The 16210-nt window shown below is 47.7% G+C and carries 12 protein-coding genes and 1 riboswitch; of the genes, 7 read left to right on the top strand and 5 right to left on the bottom strand.

Annotated features, from left to right (window positions below; genetic code table 11):
* Window positions 1–4 precede the first annotated feature (4 nt).
* The 5 genes from HF638_RS25070 to HF638_RS25050 all read right to left on the bottom strand — a co-directional run bounded on the left by HF638_RS25070 (window position 5) and on the right by HF638_RS25050 (window position 4940).
* Window positions 5–1129: a GerAB/ArcD/ProY family transporter gene (locus tag HF638_RS25070; protein WP_169482722.1), complete on the bottom strand. Its 1125-nt coding sequence runs from the start codon at window positions 1127–1129 to the stop codon at window positions 5–7.
* A 20-nt stretch (window positions 1130–1149) separates the two neighbouring features.
* Window positions 1150–1386 (bottom strand): hypothetical protein, encoded by a 237-nt coding sequence (locus HF638_RS25065; RefSeq protein WP_169482721.1) that lies wholly within the window; start codon window positions 1384–1386, stop codon window positions 1150–1152.
* 5 nt (window positions 1387–1391) lie between these two features.
* Window positions 1392–2594 (bottom strand): Ger(x)C family spore germination protein, encoded by a 1203-nt coding sequence (locus HF638_RS25060; RefSeq protein WP_169482720.1) that lies wholly within the window; start codon window positions 2592–2594, stop codon window positions 1392–1394.
* Between the two features lie 21 nt (window positions 2595–2615).
* Window positions 2616–4130 (bottom strand): spore germination protein, encoded by a 1515-nt coding sequence (locus tag HF638_RS25055; RefSeq protein WP_169482719.1) that lies wholly within the window; start codon window positions 4128–4130, stop codon window positions 2616–2618.
* A 165-nt stretch (window positions 4131–4295) separates the two neighbouring features.
* Window positions 4296–4940 (bottom strand): DedA family protein, encoded by a 645-nt coding sequence (locus HF638_RS25050; RefSeq protein ID WP_169482718.1) that lies wholly within the window; start codon window positions 4938–4940, stop codon window positions 4296–4298.
* Window positions 4941–5181: 241 nt separating this feature from the next.
* On the opposite strand from HF638_RS25050, the gene HF638_RS25045 reads away from it, so the two are divergent.
* From HF638_RS25045 to HF638_RS25015, 7 genes are all read left to right on the top strand, one after another.
* Complete coding sequence (locus tag HF638_RS25045) at window positions 5182–6483, top strand: polysaccharide deacetylase family protein (RefSeq protein ID WP_169482717.1); 1302 nt, start codon at window positions 5182–5184, stop codon at window positions 6481–6483.
* 103 nt (window positions 6484–6586) lie between these two features.
* The gene (locus HF638_RS25040; RefSeq protein ID WP_169482716.1) at window positions 6587–7576 is read left to right on the top strand and encodes an AAA family ATPase; all 990 of its coding nucleotides are present in this window, start codon (window positions 6587–6589) and stop codon (window positions 7574–7576) included.
* On the top strand, window positions 7573–8832 hold the full coding sequence (locus tag HF638_RS25035) for a DUF58 domain-containing protein (protein ID WP_169482715.1): 1260 nt from the start codon (window positions 7573–7575) through the stop codon (window positions 8830–8832). Before HF638_RS25040 ends, HF638_RS25035 begins: the two co-directional genes overlap by 4 nt.
* A complete protein-coding gene (locus HF638_RS25030) occupies window positions 8819–11182 on the top strand; it encodes a DUF4129 domain-containing transglutaminase family protein (protein WP_169482714.1) in 2364 nt (787 codons plus the stop codon). The genes HF638_RS25035 and HF638_RS25030 overlap by 14 nt, the downstream gene beginning before the upstream one ends.
* A gap of 381 nt (window positions 11183–11563) precedes the next feature.
* Window positions 11564–13102, top strand: a complete 1539-nt coding sequence (gene guaA, locus HF638_RS25025) for a glutamine-hydrolyzing GMP synthase (RefSeq protein ID WP_169482713.1) — start codon at window positions 11564–11566, stop codon at window positions 13100–13102.
* A gap of 241 nt (window positions 13103–13343) precedes the next feature.
* Window positions 13344–13595, top strand: coding sequence for a hypothetical protein (locus HF638_RS25020; protein ID WP_169482712.1), 252 nt, complete (start codon window positions 13344–13346; stop codon window positions 13593–13595).
* Between the two features lie 402 nt (window positions 13596–13997).
* A riboswitch (purine riboswitch) is annotated at window positions 13998–14097 on the top strand.
* A gap of 172 nt (window positions 14098–14269) precedes the next feature.
* Window positions 14270–15646 (top strand): NCS2 family permease, encoded by a 1377-nt coding sequence (locus HF638_RS25015; protein ID WP_169482711.1) that lies wholly within the window; start codon window positions 14270–14272, stop codon window positions 15644–15646.
* The last annotated feature ends 564 nt before the right edge of the window (window positions 15647–16210 follow it).

Here is a 16210-nt window from a genome sequence, read left to right as displayed (position 1 = left end):
AAAATTATCCTTCCGTTGTTGGTTGGGGTTGTGAATTGGATTTTCTGCGCGACTTCACTAAGGTTATTAGAACCAGCATACCCGGAAGTATGATGCCTAACGTGGTATCCCAATCTACCCAGTACGGAACGATGGTAATGATGATAAACGTCAGACTAGGCGCGATGAGATTGGCCATTCCATATACGAGCATGGTCGATGGCAGAATGAGCATCTTGAACTGCTTTAGCTTGAAGAGTTCTGCACATCCAACAATAAAGGCATACAAGTAGATCATTGCTTTGAAATAGGTGGATATGAGCCACGAGCAAGCCATGATCACCTCGATTCGCTCAAAGAATCCGCCAATGCTAATCTTCTGAGACAAAATAAAGGAAGCGTATATATTGTGTTGGGTAAGAAAAGGTCCGAGTACGAGCATGGATATCGTAACCAGAACAGCAAGGATCAGGTTGCCCAGCCCCGCAGAAATAATGATGTCACGCATACGATGGCGACTTCTTGCAACGTAGGGCAGGATCATCAAAATGGGAATGGTTTCGCCGATGGGGTATATGATACTCACCAGAATACCCTGAGCTATGGATACAACGCCCGTATCTGTTACGGGCTCCAGATTACTGGTGTCCACCTGTGGCAGAAGACAGAAGGCGAGTACCACGATGAACAATATAGCGATGGGCATGAGCAGTTCACTAGTTCTCGCGATGGTCTCCAAGCCATGGTATACACCCCATCCGATAGCAATAACAAACATGAGAATGATGACACGAATAGGGGTATACTGAAAAATTTGGGAGGTCATAAAATCACCAACCTCCCGGGTATGTGTGGATGTACCAATCAAGAAGAAGAACAGGTAGAAGCATGAAAAAAGGGTGCCAGGCCAAAAACCCAAAGTACTCCGGGCAATCTGCACCAGATTTTTCCCCGGATGCATACTGGCCAATTTCATAATCAGGGCCATGAGAGCCATCCCGAGTGGAACGCCAATAAGGGCACATATCCAAGCATCTTGCTTGGCATAGGACGTGATGACGGAGGGGTAGATCAGCATCATATCTCCAATCACTAACATAAATGTTAGGGTGGACAATTGTCTTGTTCCGATCCTTCCCTTTTCAAGCATGATGTACCCTCCCTCCTCGTCTAAGTTCCAGTCAAACGTGCTAATAAATGGTTCACGGGCTCATAGATCCACATAATGATATAGAGTGGGCTGGGAAATTCCCATAAATTGGACGCTATGACACCGAAGACTGTAGCCGTAAGAAGCATTGCACTATATACGGCGGTTTCTCTCCACTCCTTCCGGCGAATGAGACCAGGCAGATCAACCCAGCCAATAATCACTGCTACGATGAGAACCGCGAGTGTAAGCAGCACTTCTCTCACTCCTTCATTTCATTTTTGAATGAATCGTCCAGTGTACCTACACGTTTAATCTGCACATTGGCTTTGTATTCGATATCCAGATCTTCAAAATGTTTGTCCCAGTCACTTTCCATCGTTTTGAAAAGTTTGGGATCAGCATGGAACACTTCCTGTCCAAAACCAAATATATCGACATGGAATTTGCGTCTTACTGAATTGATAGATTTCTGCATCAGTTCAATTAACCGCTCTTCACTATCGGATTCCAACTCTTTGAGAACTTTCATGGAACCAATTTTGATGTCACATTCGACTGCACCGATGGAAGAGACATTCTTGATATCAATGTTGATTACAGGCTTGCCGTTTACGATTTTGGCTTTTCTCTTCGTTGTTGTGCGGAGTGCCTTAAATGTCACGTTGCCCTTCTTGCGACAAGGCAGGTGACTGACGGTAGACTGCACATTGTCACGAATGTAATTGTATCCTTTGGATTCATCCTCCGTTAACCAGCCAATCAGCTTGTCTTTCCTGAAAACACTCAGTCCTGTTGAATTAAGACGGGCAGGGGATCGGATGGTGGCTATATTCTCTTTATGACCACTTTGTTCTTGGTTACCGAGAACCTCTATTCCCGTAATGACAGGCTGAATGCCGGGAGATAACATGAACTCAATTAATTGATCCCCTGTTACCGTGGTGGTGGGGGACCAGGTCTTGGAGGATACATCCAGAGAATTAAACAACTTCTCCGCAGGAATATTTTCTAAAGGTGTAAGTACATCAAGTACATGGGAGGCCGTTGTATTCTTTGCCACCATAACGTAATAATCAGGTCGAACCGTAGGTTCGCGCATCAATGCTTCCATAACATCGTAAATGCCCTCTTTACGGGCATATTCTTCGCCAAATACCAGCACGCGGATATGCGCCATGAATATGCGGCGTGGACTGGTCTCCGTTAATTTCTGAATCGCTTCAAACAAAGTGGTAGCGGATGCTTGATACTGGGTAACCGGCGTACCTTTCCCTCCGCCTGCCTTGGAAGATACCTCATTCGGAACAACGACTTGAGCACTTACTTTGATCATGTCGCCATCTTTGTCCACGCCGAGACCAAGCATAATGCCAAGTTCATTCAATTCCTGGCGATCCCAGCATCCGGTAAGGAGAGGAAGCAGAATGGCACAGGATAAAATTAAGCGTAAGCATCTGTTCATTGATGTGCACTCCTTACCGAATTACCGCTTCGTTTTTTTGGTGGACTGTCTGACTTCATTCGTTGTGTTAGTAGAGAGCGGTCGTGTTTTCATATGGGACCAGGGCACACGAAAGATCGTGTCTTTGAGATCTTTCTGAATAAAAGGTGCAAAGGGAGACATGTAGGACACCCCGAAGGAACGCAAGCTACATAGGTGGGTCACGGTAATTAACAGCACAATCAGGATGCCATAGAATCCAAAGGCAGCTGCCAGAATCATTAATACGAATCGTAAAATACGGACAGAAATAGATAATCCATTTTCAGGGATGACATAGCTGGATATCGCAGTAATCGATACGATAATAACCATTGCAGCGGATACAACCCCCGCATCTACCGCGGCTTGACCTATAACAAGCGTTCCGACAATGGACACGGCCTGACCGACCGTTTTCGGTATCCGAATGCCCGCTTCCCGCAAAATTTCATATGTTAGCTCCATAAGTATGGCTTCAATGAAGGCGGGAAAAGGTACGCCTTCTCGCTGTGCTGCCAGACTAATAAGCAGGTTGGTAGGCAACATCTCCTGATGGAAAGTGGTAATGGCAATATAAAAGGATGGGGCGAGCAGGGCGATAAAAAAGGCCAGATATCGGATCATTCGAATCAGCGTACTGATATCGGCTCGTTGATAGTAGTCTTCTGGAGACTGAAAGAAATGAACAAACAAAGCGGGAACAAGCAATACAAAAGGTGTCCCGTCCACAATGATTGCAACACGCCCTTCAAGCAAAGCGGCCGACACGGTATCGGGTCTTTCACTGTTATAGACCGTGGGAAAGATCGTTCCCGTCTTGTCCTGTACCAGTTCCTCGATATAGCCACTCTCAAGGATACTGTCGATATCGATCTCATCGAGCCTTCGACCCAGTTCTTCTACAATTTCCTGATCCACGATATGTTCCAGATAGAGCACAGCAACTCGGGTCTTGGTAACCTTACCGATTTCTCTTTCTTCGATCCAGAGATGAGGATTGCGGATTCGTTTGCGAATTAATGAGGTGTTGGTCCGCAGGTTTTCGTTGAAGCCCTCCATCGGTCCCCGAACGACGGTTTGGGAGACCGGCTCTCCAACGGATCGATCTTCCCAGCCTGCTGCACCAATCTTCAATCCTCGTACAGATCCTTCAAGCAGTAAGATAGCTGATCCCGAAAGAAGTGCATTCATTACATCCTGCATATCATCCACCAGTAATACATCACTGGCGATCAGAATATCATTCTGAAGGTAGCTGAGATGTTCATCGTCTGCGGAGAATTCAGGGAGATCACGCTTTTGCAATAATGATTCCATGATGGAATGATTCAGAATCTGCACGTCCACCAATCCATCGATGTATAACATGACGGCAGGAAATTTATGTAGACACTGGAGAGGGCGCATCATTAAGTCGTTGCTGTTCCCCATCACCTGCTTGCAGTATTCCATATTTTCGTGCAGATCCGGAGAGATTTGCCTGTGATCTTGACCGTCCAGCTTGGATTCTCGCATACCTTCACCTCCCTATACACCCTATATTTGCAAGTTAGTATGACCTGGATGAATTCGGATTATCACAAAAAAGAATGATGGATGCTCCTTCCGTTTGGATAAACGCAAAAAAAGGAGCCGCGATGACACGCAGCTCCTTACTTATAGATAGACGTTGGATTAAATTTATTTTTGTCGTTGTCGAACAGGGGTAGGCTTGGATACGGATCTCGCTGCCAACGCTTTGCGGTAACGGTAAAGTACGGCTGCGATGAGCAATAAGCCGATTCCTCCCACGATATATGCTGCATATTGATGTGCCAGATGGAATACGGCATTCCACTGGGGGCCAAATATTTTGCCAATACCTAGAAATAGCACGACCCAGAACAACGCGCCTGAATAGGCGTAGAGAGCGAATTTACGAAAAGGAACAGCGGCTATGCCCGCGAAATATCCGGTGAAATGCCTTACTCCCGGAATGAAATAACCGATGAAGATCAAGGCATTACCATACTTGGCAAACCACTTTTGTGTTTTATCGAGCTTGTCCTGCTTCAGTAGAAACCACTTTCCGTATCGTGTTATGAAGGGCAGGCCTGCTTTGGCACCAATAAAATAAGTGATGGTCATGCCAATTGTTGTTCCTAGAAACGCCAGTATGGTGAGGATTCCGAAATCGAGATGTCCCTTGTACGAGAGAAACCCTGCGTAAGCCATCGTCGTTTCACCCGGAAAGGGAAGTGCGATGAATTCAAGCAACAAGCCAAAAAACAAGACGCTGTATCCGTAGGACCCAAACAGATGTTGGATCTTCTCAAGCAATTCCAATAGATTTCACTCTCCTGAAGACGGGGTGGGAGCCTAATTCCTCTCCAAGGTGTTTTGAATACGTTCTGCCTGTCCATTATGCTACCTAATCCGAGGCGAAGAATCAATCACGCTTCATACCAAATTGTGAAAAATTATTAAACAAAATCGCGTCTTTTTTCAATGAAGCCCCCATATAATTCTAACAAATCTGCTGAAGTCTATCAGCAAATTACTAGAGACGGTGGAGGTCGATTCGTAAATGGTACAGAGACCGGAATTCAGAATCAAGGAAAAAGGGGAAATCTCCGCAACACCTATACATATGTTTTTATCTGGACAATGGTCTGTCATTCTAGTACGAATTGCGATATTACTATGTGCATTTGCTGCATATATAGGCACGGCTAACGTATCTTCTGCTTTCGGCTCAGATGAGCCTGTCTCGGCAGAGAAGAATACCCAAGATAAGGTGGTCTATCTGAGTTTTGACGACGGACCGGGTAACCATACCCGTGAAGTATTGGATATTTTACGCAAGGAGCAGGTTCCGGCTACATTTTTCGTACTGGGTGAGCAGGCTGAGCGTTATCCCGAGTTAATCCGGGCGCTTGTGGAGGATGGACATGCTCTGGGCAATCATACGTTCAATCATCAATACGAACAGCTGTACAGTGATTTCAAAGTGTTCTGGAAACAGATCAAGCAGACAGAGGAAGTGCTGGAGCGTATAACCGGTTTCCGTCCGGATCTGGTGCGAGCACCTGGCGGCACCTATGGACATTTTGACCAGAGTTATTTTGATTTGCTCCAACTGGGCGGATACACGGTTATGGACTGGAACGTCGACAGTGGGGATTCCAAGCGCAAAGGTGTTCCGGCCAAAGAAATTCTCAGCAATTCGACCAAAGTACCTGCGGGAGCACGTTCGGTCATTGTTCTGATGCATGACGGAGGTGCACATGCGGAAACGGTCAAAGCACTTCCGGGTATTATCAAATATTATCGTGATCACGGATATCGTTTTGACACGATGAAGAGTACGGATCAACCGGTTCAATTCCGTGTACATCCAGATGGTAAGTATAAGGCCCGCAAGGCACCAGGAAAGGCCTGGATCACAGAACATGTAGAAGCGAATGCGACGTTGTGGCTCGAAAGCAAGAAGCTGAAGGTAGAGGTGGGATTGGCTGCGGCTACCTTGCAACCGGGTGAGTTCCGCATGGAGGGTCAGCGAATCATGGTGCCTTTGCGTACGTTTATGAAAAAATTCGGGGGCAGCACTCGCTGGGACCCTGAAACAAGGACAGCCACAGCTGTATGGAAGGAAAGAACGATTCATGCAGACAGTGTGAGTGGAACGCTGACAACGACCGGGGCAATGGAAACGGGAGCGGTACAGAGTCAGGGGGGAACCATCTGGGTTCCGTTACGTGAGTTACTGGAGCAGATGGGATTACGGGTGAATTCCTTAACCAGTAATGAAGCAGAGTGGACGGTGAAGGCAGGCTCTTCCATATCCATTTCGGCAATGAATCTCATATTTAAGTATAAAATGATCTGAAGAAAGTCATTCTTGCAGGACTATTCTCTCTACTTCCGGGCAACACTGAATCATAGATTAATATGGCTCAGGAATGCCGATGGATGGAAGGAGATTGAGAGAAATGTCTTATATTCGAATGGAACATGAACATGCGGTTGAATTGTTAAACAGGGTCATGAAGCGTGTTGAAAGTGTGATTGTTGGCAAAAAACAAGAGATTCGTTATGTCCTCACTGCAATGCTTAGTGGGGGTCATGTCCTTCTGGAAGATGTGCCGGGTACCGGGAAAACGATGCTGGTTCGTGCTGTTGCTTCTGCGCTGGATTGCTCTATGGGGCGGATTCAGTTCACGTCCGATGTGATGCCGGCAGATGTAACGGGCACTTCAATCTATCAACCCCATACAGCTGAATTCAAGTTTCGGCCCGGGCCCGTCATGTCCAATATCGTCCTCGCTGATGAAATAAATCGGGCTTCACCCCGTACCCAGTCTGCCCTCCTGGAGGCAATGGAGGAACGACGTATTACGGTTGATGGCACAACCTATGCCTTGCCACGTCCCTTCTTTCTGTTGGCGACACAGAATCCGTTACAGTTCGAGGGTACGTACCGTCTGCCTGAAGCGCAGTTGGATCGATTTATCATGAGGATTGGACTGGGGTATCCCGATCCGGAACAGGAATTGGAATTGTTAACCCGCATGCAAAATAGAGAAGCGCTTGATGATCTTCGCCCCGTCCTGCTTGCGGAAGAGGTCGTAGCTATGCAGCGTGAAGTCAAACAGGTACATGTTGATCCGGTCGTCAAACAGTATCTGGTGGCAGTTGCTGTGGCCTCTCGCAGCCTTCCGGCGGTAAGACTGGGCATCAGCCCGCGTGGAACACTGGCCTGGATGGCTGCGGCGCAGTCATATGCTTATCTTCAAGGACGCAGTTATGTCATTCCGGATGATGTGAAAGAGGTGGCTGTGCCTGTTCTTTCTCATCGTATTCAATTGAAGGCTCAGAACAGAGCGGAGATTTGGGGGCAAGTACAAGTCATTGAAGAAGCATTGTCATCGGTCCCGGTACCTGTACAAATGGCATCACAGGGAAGGGGACGTAGGCAATGAATGCGCTGGGACAACGGATTTTGAGTGCAGTCTTGGTGGTGGCTTTCGCTTCCTTGTATCAGTGGCGTGGGGGCAAAGCGGCGTTATTTCTATCCATTATGGTTTTCTTGATGTTCGCAGGAGGTCTGCTTCTTCATTGGTTCAGACCACGGCGTATTAATATCCGTCGGAAAATGCACGCGAGCCGGATTGAGGCAGGTGAGCGGGTACAGGTTCTGGTCGAGCTGGAATTCGAATGCCGTATTCCATTGTTATGGATCGTTCTGTGTGAAAACACCCCTGCAGGTGTTCATCGCAAATTGATTTTTCCGGGAACACGGCGTCAATTTACCTATCAATATGAATGTTCTGGTTTACGTAGAGGAGTCTATAGATGGGATACAGGAAGATTGTACTGGGGGGATATATTCGGTTGGAATACGCTCTCCGCAGAGACCACAGGCGACACGCCCTTGATTGTTGTTCCTCAAGCAACGGCTTGGGGGAAGGGGGATTCGGTAGAATCCGCAGCCATGATCGAAGGGACGCTGTCTGAACGGAGAAACAGCCAGGCAAAACGTAGTCCTGAATTCCGTGAATATCAGCCGGGGGACCCGCTGGGACGTGTTCATTGGAAAAGCACAGCCAAAACGGGTCGACTTCAGACCTTTTTGCCCGAAACCACGGATTTAGCTTCGCTGGGCATCCTTGTGTATGAAGCCGCGTCGGGTTATGACGTGAAACAGGCGGAGATCATGGATTCACCTGCTTTTGAACGTGTGGTTTGTGCAGCTGCCCGCTGGATTCATACCGCTGAACGGGATGATATTCCTTATCATCTTTGGATGGAAGACGGCAACGAGAGCTACGCTGCACAAGATCATTGGCAACAGGGATCATTCCATGTAGATGATGAGAATCATGGACTGGACAAGCTTGCGGGGGCACGAATATCCAAGGCACAGTCTGTTTCTATTTCGCTTCGGACGGAGATGTTGGATAGACTGGCGAGCGGGTCGCAAATTGTAGTTCTCACAGGTAAGCTGGATCAGGCTCTGGCGGAATGGATCATGTCTGCAATGGGGTTGGGTTACCGCGTAGAGGTGCAGCTGACTGAAGCGACTCAGTTAAGATCAACGGATCGACTGATGAATGGATTGGAATATGACAGTTTGAGCGTGGAGCAGCTTCGTCACAGCGGGGTGTCGATCCATTCGGTTACAGACCATGCGTTATCTTCAATGGGAAAGGCGGAGGTAACGGATGTGGGAGCGTAATGGAAATGATCGACCGAATTCTACTGTGGCTGACAAAGAGTCGACAGCCCGTCTGAGAATAGAATCGGCCCATTCTGTATATGAAGCTGTGAACAAGACATTGGTAACCGATTTGAAGGATGAAAAACATGTTGCAGTACCTGTGCTGTACAACATTTTTATTTCGGCCATTTTACTCATACTGTCTCTGGAATGGATATATCCTGTTACGTCATCGAATCAGCAGGGCAGTGAACGGTTCTTGTCCGTGATGGCGGGATTAACGGGAGCTTTGCTGCTCGCGGGGTTAATTCGTACAGGCTGGGTCACGGGAGTACTGATCCGATTGGTCATTGCACTCGCTGCTCTATGTCTGATGTACGGAGGAAGTGATCCTGCCCGTTGGGCAGTTGCATACCCGGGAATACTTTCAACGGATATGCACACTTATATGAATAACTGGCGATTCCATTCGATTAGTACAGAAACAAGAGGTTTGTTCATGATGTGCGGCTGGAGCATGCTCATGGCTTCGGTGCAATCCCTTGTATTGCACCGTCGAAGCGTTATGCTGTTTTGCAGTGCAACGCTGCTCTATTTGCTTCTGCTCGAATCCTTTGCTGGGCTGGATGTGTATGCTTCAGTGATACGGTCTGTCCTATGGATTTTTCTTATTCAGGCTCTGCTTCAGCTACTTCGTCTTAACGGGGGAGTTACTACCCCGAGTTATCGCAGCAGTCCCTATGGCCGTTGGAGTGTGGTAACCATTGTGGCTTCCGCAGGTATGGTACTTTTCTCTGCATTACCCGGTCAGTTCGCTTCCATACCTCAACCGGAACGCATTTCCCTAGAACAGATGGGTGAACGCTTAGCTCGCTGGGCAGGTTATACGCAGAACAATAGTATCCCTGCTGCAACGGCGGTCACGGGATATAGCACAGCGGATGCGCCCATGGGAGCACCTTTGGTGCAGGGGAATTCCATCTTTTTTACGGCGAAAAGTCCGGAAGTGACGTATTGGCGAGGAGAGACTCGTTCATATTATAACGGTAGTACCTGGAGTGATCCTGGTCAAAGCTTCGAGGCGGCGAGTCCGTCCGGATTGCTGCGCACAGATGGATGGGAGAATCCAACCTTTTGGAATCGCATTCGCCAAACCGTTACGATGCAGCGAGAGTGGAAAGGACCGAATCCACTCTTTACCGGTGGCATACCGGTTAATGTATCGTTCCAGGACAAGAACAAGGATAATCAGGAAAATATGCTCTCTTTGCTGTCTAATCGTGAGTCGGCAACATTGTGGCTCGCAGGCTCCGGAAACGATAAGATGGTTAAAAATTATTCTGCAGACGTCATGGTTTCTGTGGCATCCCCGGAACAGTTACGTCTGATTGGGGAAACGAATAAAGAGAAAGATCCGGCAGCCATTCGTAGGACATATCTGCAATTGCCCGCGACACTCCCGGGTCGAGTGAAGAGTCTCGCCAAAGAAATCATGCAAGGAAGTGATACGCGTTATGACGCTGTGCAAGCCGTGAAAACTTATCTGGCTGCTCATGCGGAATACACGTTAGATACCCGTATGCCACCGCGAGGAACAGATTTTGTGGACGATTTTCTATTCGTCACACGGCAGGGGTATTGTAATCATTTCTCGACAGCCATGATTGTGCTGCTGCGTGCAGAGGGCATCCCCGCACGTTGGGTTAAAGGCTTTGGCCCGGGCGTAGCTGACCCAGAAATGCCCGGTCAGTACATCATTTCCCAGGGAGATGCACATTCCTGGGTAGAGGTGTATTTTCCGGGTGCAGGCTGGATGCCGTTCGAGGCTACGCCGGGCTTCACCATGGCGCAAGGCGCGGGCGAAGATGTCGCGGCGCTCGCCGGGCCGCAGCCTGTTGCGGAGACTCCGCCGCACATGGGCGGCGGAGTGGGTTACGCGGGCGCATGGCTGCTCGCCCGCGCACGGGCCCTTGCCGCGGAGCCATGGCTCGCGGCAGCCCTTGTGGCAGCGGCCCTGCTGGGCGCCGCTGCTCTGGTTCGCATGCGGCGGCTACGCCCCGCGCTGCGGATCAAGCTGCTGCTGGCGTGGTCACGCAGCAGCTTCCCGGACCGCGAGCGGCTGCTGGGCGCCGCCGCTCCGGTCTGGTCCGCGCTCGCGCGCCGGTACGGCCCGCGGCCGCCGGGCATGACGCTGCGTGAATATGCAGCGTCACCGGCATTGGCCGCAGGCGCGGACGGCGCGGACATCGCGCGGTTTGCAGCCGACTGGGAACGGCTGCTGTACGGGCCAGACCGTCCGCTGCGCGCGGACAGTCTGGACTTCCTGCGCCGGGCACTTCGTTTGGCCCAGCGCTTACAGGCGTTGTAACACAAGGATGTTACAACAAGGGCGTCACACAACCTGCCGTGATTTAACTCTCGCTATCGCTTTCCGAGACAGTTTGGCGGGTTGTTGACGGATGATGATTATCACTGGCACCTCTATTCTATTGTTTACTGTGCCGTGTTTGTTGATCGCTGCATGCCATACATAAGACGCCTTTCTCGCTATGCTGAGAACGAGGCGTCTTTCCACGATCATACACTTGAACCATCATCTTGCTGCCAAGCTTTCTATTCGAAATTTCATATTCAGAGGTATTCGGTAACCCTTGTTTTGAAATGTCGAAAAAAGGAGTTTCGCCTTTCCTTGACGGTATGTTTTGTCGTTGCGTATAATTAGCTTCATTGAATTGAGGGAGGCACGGTTATGAATAAGCAGAATGAAATTGTGGTTGTCCTTGACTTCGGGGGCCAATACAACCAGTTAATCGCCAGAAGAATCCGGGATCTTGGCGTATACAGCGAGCTTTTGCCGTATAATACACCGGCGGAAAAGATCGCAGAAATAGCACCAAAAGGAATCGTATTTTCGGGTGGTCCATCGAGCGTATATGCTGAGAACGCTCCGCACGTGGACCCGGCTGTCTATGACCTAGGCTTGCCGATCTTCGGTATCTGCTACGGAATGCAGCTTATGGCCCAGCAACTCGAAGGTAAAGTAGAACGTTCCGAGAAGCGAGAGTACGGTAAAGCAGACCTTGAGTTTGCCGCTGGCTCTACACTGGCAAAAGGCATTGAAGGCGAACATACCGTATGGATGAGTCACGGTGACCACGTGGTTACACTTCCTCCAGGTTTCAAACTGGATGCAGGCACGGAAAGTGCGCCAATTGCTGCCATGAGCGACGATGAGCGTAAATTGTATGCTGTTCAGTTCCATCCGGAAGTACGTCACTCTGTTCGCGGTAACGACATGATTCGTAACTTCCTGTTCGAAGTATGTGGTTGCGAAGGCAACTGGACGATGGAGACATTCATCGATGACACGATCAAAGACATTCGTGAAAAAGTTGGCGACAGTAAAGTACTGTGTGCGCTTAGCGGCGGTGTAGATTCTTCCGTTGTAGCTGCATTGCTTCACAAAGCCATTGGTGATCAACTGACATGTATGTTTATCGACCACGGTCTGTTGCGTAAAGGCGAAGCGGAAAGTGTAATGGAGACGTTTGTCGGCAAATTCGACATGAAAGTTGTCAAAATTGATGCACAAGAGCGCTTTATGTCCAAACTGGCTGGCGTGGATGATCCAGAACAAAAACGTAAAATCATCGGTAACGAGTTTATTTACGTATTTGATGAAGAGTCCAAGCAGTTCGATGACTTTGCATTCCTGGCGCAAGGTACACTGTATACGGACATCGTAGAAAGTGGTACAGCAACTGCACAGACGATCAAATCCCACCACAACGTGGGAGGTCTGCCTGAGGACATGAACTTCAAACTGATTGAGCCACTGAACACGCTGTTCAAGGATGAAGTGCGTAAAGTGGGTACCGAGTGTGGCCTGCCGGACGAAATTGTTCACCGTCAGCCGTTCCCTGGTCCGGGTCTTGCGATCCGTGTTCTAGGTGAGGTTACTGAAGAGAAACTTACCATCGTTCGTGATTCCGACTACATCCTGCGTGAAGAGATTGCCAAAGCCGGTCTCGACCGCGAAATCTGGCAGTACTTCACAGCCCTGCCGAACATGAAGAGTGTCGGCGTGATGGGTGACGCGCGTACGTATTCCTACACAGTAGGTATTCGTGCCGTAACGTCCATCGACGGTATGACAGCGGACTGGGCACGTATCCCTTGGGATGTGCTGGAGAAAATCTCCGTACGGATCGTTAACGAAGTCGATAACGTAAACCGTATCGTGTATGACGTAACTTCGAAACCGCCTGCAACAATCGAGTGGGAGTAGGGTATACAGCATTAACAATAGATTGAAAAATGACTCTCTTTTATCTGCGTTGTTTCGCAAATAGAAGGGAGTTTTTTTATTGTTTATATTATGATTAAACTTTTATTGGGGAACTGCTCTCCAGTCATAAACTCTCGAATTTCATCCCATTTTAAAGCTCACTTCATGATCCTTTCAGGTCCGGCCTGTACACTAAGTACATACTAAAGGCTATATGGCTACTGAAGGGAGAATTGAATGTATGCGTAAAACCGACTATATGAGCAAATGGAAGATGGGCATTGGAAGTGCGTTTCTGATGGTGATGCTGGCAGGATGCGGTTCGGGTATGCAAGATCTGGCTTCCGGTTCGGGGGACTTTCCATTTGTGAATTTAGAGGCAGCGGATGCTTCTTCCGATCAGACCAGAAACCAAGAGTTATCCTCTGACTTAACAACGAACACGAATCAGGAACAACAAGAGATACAGGATGCTTCGCAGACAGAGATTTAATTAACATAGGACTGATCCGGTAAAAAGTAGTTCCGGAACATGTCGCAAGTTGCTCCATATACCTAGTCCTTATATGATTTAGGAATACCAGACATCGTTATTCCTATAACATCATTTACCTGATTGCTAAAACGCATCAGAAACATAAGCTACCCTGATCAGAGCGCTTCATGGCCTTTGATCAGGGTAGTTTTTTATATTAATCTGCTGATCTTTCAGTCTGACAGAATGAACATATTCCCTTGAGAATTCATCCAAAAAAGCGTATTCAATTGGGTTGTAAACCGCTGAACTGGTTCAATCTGTTAAATAATACGAACGATATTATAAAAGGGTAAGATTAATATTCGTTTTTCTCATTGACAAAAACATACTGCCCTCCTAAAATAGTGATGGGAAACAAACAAATAGCGCATACTTATTCGTATAATCCTGGGGATTGGCCCGGGAGTCTCTACGAGATCACCCTAATGATCTGGCTACGAAGAGGAGAAGGCTAAGCACATGAATTCTACATGATTGCGGGGACATCACGCACATTAGAATTTTTTTTGTTCTTAGTAAAGGCATCGTGCCTCTCCTTGTCAGCTGAACCCTGGGTGAAGAATCTTCTTCAGGGTCATTTGTCGTTTTTCAATATGGCTTCAACATCTCTAAGGGGGAGTTAGTGAATTATGGATCGTTTTTTTAAACTAAAAGAAAACGGAACAAACGTTAGAACGGAGATTGTTGCGGGTCTCACTACCTTTATGACAATGGCTTACATTCTTTTTGTGAATACGTTGTTCTTGGGTCAAGCCGGGGCGGGGATGTCAGATAATGCAGTATTCTTTGCAACAGCCGTCGGCGCTGGATTAATGACTATTATTATGGGATTGTTCGTGAATATTCCGATTGCGCTCGCACCAGGTATGGGATTGAATGCGTACTTCATGACTGTCGTTCTAAGCTCGAATGGAGCGATTACTTGGCAGGCTGCTCTCGGAGCGGTATTCCTTTCCGGTATTGTGTTCATTATTTTGACCGTGACGAAGATTCGGCAAATGCTGCTTGTTGCAGTTCCGCAATCGATCAAAATGGCCATTACGGTGGGTATCGGTCTCTTTATTACCATTATCGGTTTCAAACTTGCTAATCTCGTGGCTGTAACAGTTAATGTTGCACCAGACGCAGATCTGAGTCAGCCGATTCCGGGTAGCAGCTTTAATCTATCGTTGGGTAACTTTATAACGCACCACGATGCTTTGCTTGCACTGATTGGTTTGCTCCTTATTGCTATATTGATGGTTATGCGCGTCAAAGGCGCTCTGCTGATCGGGATCGTAGCAACAACACTGATTGGTATTCCAATGGGCGTTACGAATCTGAGTGGTCTTTCAGGCGCAAGCTGGTTGCCTAACTTCAGTGATCTGGCGGTTGGACAGCTGGATTTGAAAGGTGCTATCAGTCTCGGATTGTTCGAGATCATCTTCATCTTTACCTTCGTTGAATTGTTCGACACGTTCGGTACGATGGTAGGTACTGCAACACGTATGGGCATTATGAAGGATAAGAAAAAAGGCGAGAAAACGATCGGTAAAGCAATGCTCGTCGATGCAGTTGGTGTCAGCGCAGGTGCTGCACTGGGTACAAGTACCATTACGGCATACGTTGAAAGTGCTTCAGGTGTTGAGGCAGGTGGACGTACAGGACTGACTTCGGTGACGACGGGTTTGCTGTTCATTTTGGCCCTGTTTATCGCTCCGCTTGCGTTGGTTGTTCCATCCGCTGCGACTGCTCCGGCTTTGATCATCGTGGGTGTACTTATGATGAGTCAAGTGCGCAGCATCGAGTGGGATGATTTCCTGCAAGCTTTCCCTGCTTTCCTTACGATTGTATTGATGCCTTTCACAGGCGGAATCGCGAACGGAATCTCTGCTGGTATCGTATCTTATGTGATTCTGGCGGTGTTCAGTAACTTGGTGACAGAGCGCAAAGTGAAAATTCACTGGCTCATGTGGATCTTGGCGATCATCGTAATCTGCCGATACGTATTTATTGGCGGGGAGTAGGGTTCGTTAGGTGTAACGAAGAATTATCTGAGATACGTTTGTTATCTTATAAATGAAGAAGCGGAAGCCACGGGATTTAGACCCTGAGCTTTCGCTTTTTTTGTATTCTTTTCTTGGGAAAAATGAATTTCAAAAATGTTTTCCTTCTATATAGAAGGAAAGAATATAATGATCTATGATTTGTTGGTTGTTTATCCAATGAAATCATCGGTTAATAAGTTTCTATAACGCGAAGAATCTGTACTGTATACAACATGAGTTTCTCTATAATTGATTAGGAATCATACGGGAAACCTTTTGCGAATGTAAGTTAATTAATCCGATTCATTAAAGTTAGTGCGCAGATGTATCATTTGGCCGACTATAAGGAGATACTTGTTAAAAGGACTAAAGGATACTTGTTTTATAGAGGATTAATGTTTTTTGAAAAAAGACTTGCGTTCCTTATCTGTACATGGTATATTCTAAGTCCGGCCAAGAAAACACGGTTTACACGGTGCGGCAAGCGAATGAAATAAGCTTCGAAAGAAACTTAAAAAAAGAGCTTGCAAAGTTGGTTCGGAC

The organism is Paenibacillus sp. SZ31 (assembly GCF_012912005.1).
Lineage (GTDB): Bacteria > Bacillota > Bacilli > Paenibacillales > Paenibacillaceae > Paenibacillus.
This window is presented reverse-complemented; position numbering and strand designations above follow the sequence as displayed.

Coding starts and splice junctions, on each gene's coding strand:
- HF638_RS25070 (WP_169482722.1), bottom strand. CDS start 1,129: ATGCTTGAAAAGGGAAGGATCGGAACAAGACAATTGTCCACCCTAACA.
- HF638_RS25060 (WP_169482720.1), bottom strand. CDS start 2,594: ATGAACAGATGCTTACGCTTAATTTTATCCTGTGCCATTCTGCTTCCT.
- HF638_RS25055 (WP_169482719.1), bottom strand. CDS start 4,130: ATGCGAGAATCCAAGCTGGACGGTCAAGATCACAGGCAAATCTCTCCG.
- HF638_RS25045 (WP_169482717.1), top strand. CDS start 5,182: ATGGTACAGAGACCGGAATTCAGAATCAAGGAAAAAGGGGAAATCTCC.
- HF638_RS25040 (WP_169482716.1), top strand. CDS start 6,587: ATGTCTTATATTCGAATGGAACATGAACATGCGGTTGAATTGTTAAAC.
- HF638_RS25035 (WP_169482715.1), top strand. CDS start 7,573: ATGAATGCGCTGGGACAACGGATTTTGAGTGCAGTCTTGGTGGTGGCT.
- HF638_RS25030 (WP_169482714.1), top strand. CDS start 8,819: ATGTGGGAGCGTAATGGAAATGATCGACCGAATTCTACTGTGGCTGAC.
- guaA (WP_169482713.1), top strand. CDS start 11,564: ATGAATAAGCAGAATGAAATTGTGGTTGTCCTTGACTTCGGGGGCCAA.
- HF638_RS25020 (WP_169482712.1), top strand. CDS start 13,344: ATGCGTAAAACCGACTATATGAGCAAATGGAAGATGGGCATTGGAAGT.
- HF638_RS25015 (WP_169482711.1), top strand. CDS start 14,270: ATGGATCGTTTTTTTAAACTAAAAGAAAACGGAACAAACGTTAGAACG.